The following is a 2,131-nucleotide window of genomic DNA, read 5'->3' on the forward strand; positions in this document are numbered from 1 at the left end:
TCCATCGCCTCCGCCGAGGTCAACCGCTCGCAGAGCCCGCACCGGGGCATGATCAACGGGCTCTACGTCTCCTCGTATTACCTCGGCGGCGTGCTGGGCTCGTATCTGCCCGGCCTGGTTTATGAACGCTGGGGCTGGACCCCGACCGTCGCGGTGATCGCCGTGGTCGCGCTTGCCGGGCTGGTGCTGAGCCAGCGCTACGCCAGCGTCAGCGCCCGAGGCGTTCGCTGAAGCGCCGGCGGAACGCCGCCAGCTTGGGGGCGATGACCACCTGGCAGTAGCCCTGCTCCGGATGGTTGCGGAAGTAGTTCTGGTGGTAGTCCTCCGCCGGGTGGAAGCGGGACAGTGGCACCACCTCGGTAACGACCGGGTCGGCGAATACCCCCTCGCGTTCCAGCTCGGCGATCGCGGCCCCGGCATCGGCCTTCTGCTCGTCGTCGTGGTAGAGGATGACGGAGCGGTACTGCGGGCCGACATCGTGGCCCTGGCGATTGGGCGTGGTCGGGTCGTGGACGGAGAAGAACACGCCCAGCAGCTCCCGATAGCCCACCGCCGAGGGGTCGTAGGCGATCTGAACCACTTCCGCGTGGCCGGTGTCGCCCCGGCACACCGCCTCGTAGGTGGGGGCTTCGGCGTGGCCGCCGGCGTAGCCGGGGGTTACCGACCGGACCCCGGGCAGCTCCTGGAACACGGCCTCCAGGCACCAGAAACAGCCGCCGCCAAGGGTTGCCAGGGCCGTGTCGTCCATCTCGCTCATGGGGCTGCTCCGTATCCGCCGGGTCAGGACGCCCGCCGCTCGAGCTCGCGGCGCAGGCGCTCGACCTCGCGCTCGGCCTCGACCTGTGCCGTGACGTCCTTCTGGATGCCGATGAAGTAGGTAAGCCGGTCTTCGTCGTTGAACACCGGAGTGATGGAGAGCTCGTTGTAGAACAGCGAGCCGTCCTTGCGGTAGTTGCGCAGCACGACGCGGCAGGGCCTGTCCGCCGCCATTGCGGTGCGCAGTGTCGCCAGTCCGGGCTGGTCCCGGTCCTCGTTCTGGAGGAAGCGGCAGTCCCGGAACAGGATCTCGTCGCGGTGATAGCCTGTCAGCCGCTCGAATGCCTCGTTCACGTAGATGAGGATGTGATCGTCCCCCTCCTGCTCGGCAACGACAATGCCGTCGTTCGAGGCGTCCAGCAGTCGCTGGAGGAGCACCGGGTCGAGGCTGTCCACGTCCGCCATTCCATTGCCCTGTACCAAGTCATCTGCCGCTTAGCTTACTAAGCCGGTTACAGGTAACGCCACCCTGCGGCAGGCGCGCCATGCCGCGCCCGGCAGCGTCCCGGACCTGAACGGTCCGTGCTGCCCGGGTGTGTGCCGGCCTACCGGCTCAGCCGGCGTCGTGCGGTCCGCCGTGCCCGCCCGGCGGTTCCGGATTGCCGGCGGGTAGCCATACCGGGGTCCGGGCGGCGGCACGCTCGTGCTCGAGCGCCCAGCGCACCGACGGGAAGGCCAGCTCGTCCCACGGGATCTCACCCCAGGTGAACAGGCCGACGGCCTGGGACTCGGGGCCGGCGGCGACGGCGGGGTCCAGCAGTCGTGCGCGGTAGATCAACTGGACCTGGTTGATATGGATAAGGTTGTAGACCGCGAGCAGCCCGTCGAGTGCCAGCGCGGCGTTCGCCTCCTCCATGGCCTCGCGGCGGGCGCCGTCCTCGGTGCTCTCGTGCAGCTCCAGGTAGCCGGCGGGCAGTGTCCAGTAGCCGACACGCGGCGGGATGGCACGGCGGCAGAGCAGGAAACGCGCGCCGAGTCGGGGCACGCTGCCAACGACGATGCGCGGGTTCTCGTAGGCGATGTAGCCGCAGTCCGGGCAGGTCAGGCGGGGACGGTCGTCACCGGCCGGGGTGCGCTCGACACGCGGGCCGCTGTCGGGTGAGGAGGGAGTGGACATGAAATCCTCGCCGCGGGAGAAACCCACGGCGAGGATAGCGTGACGGGCGCGGCATCGCCACGCCCGCCGGGTCGCTGCCGCCTAGAATCGGTAGCCCACCGCGATGGTGTAGACCCAGGGATCGATGTCGACGTCGATGGTGCTCTTCGGGTTGGGGCCGCCGGAGAGGGTCGCCTCGGTGTCGATGTCGATGTAGCG

Annotated in this window: 5 protein-coding genes; 1 reads left to right on the forward strand and 4 read right to left on the reverse strand. The window is 69.1% G+C overall.

The window, feature by feature from the left end; all coding sequences use genetic code 11:
- On the forward strand, nt 1–231 hold a 231-nt coding region (locus tag G7A99_RS18545; protein WP_163142972.1), incomplete at its 5' end, for an MFS transporter.
- Here the strand turns inward: G7A99_RS18545 and msrA are convergent.
- The 4 genes from msrA to G7A99_RS18565 all read right to left on the reverse strand — a co-directional run bounded on the left by msrA (nt 209) and on the right by G7A99_RS18565 (nt 2,125).
- Complete coding sequence (gene msrA, locus G7A99_RS18550) at nt 209–757, reverse strand: peptide-methionine (S)-S-oxide reductase MsrA (RefSeq protein WP_018716399.1); 549 nt, start codon at nt 755–757, stop codon at nt 209–211. The two genes, G7A99_RS18545 and msrA, sit on opposite strands and share 23 nt — an antisense overlap.
- 23 nt (nt 758–780) lie before the next feature.
- Nucleotides 781–1,221: a PAS sensor domain-containing protein gene (locus G7A99_RS18555; RefSeq protein WP_018716398.1), complete on the reverse strand. Its 441-nt coding sequence runs from the start codon at nt 1,219–1,221 to the stop codon at nt 781–783.
- 148 nt (nt 1,222–1,369) lie between these two features.
- Nucleotides 1,370–1,933 carry an NUDIX domain-containing protein gene (locus G7A99_RS18560; RefSeq protein ID WP_163142975.1) on the reverse strand — a complete coding sequence of 188 codons (564 nt, stop codon included), beginning with the start codon at nt 1,931–1,933 and terminating at the stop codon, nt 1,370–1,372.
- Between the two features lie 81 nt (nt 1,934–2,014).
- Entirely contained in the window at nt 2,015–2,125 is a 111-nt protein-coding gene (locus G7A99_RS18565) for an OmpW family outer membrane protein (protein ID WP_371807634.1), read from the reverse strand.
- Nucleotides 2,126–2,131: the final 6 nt, after the last annotated feature.

The organism is Arhodomonas sp. KWT (assembly GCF_010993615.1).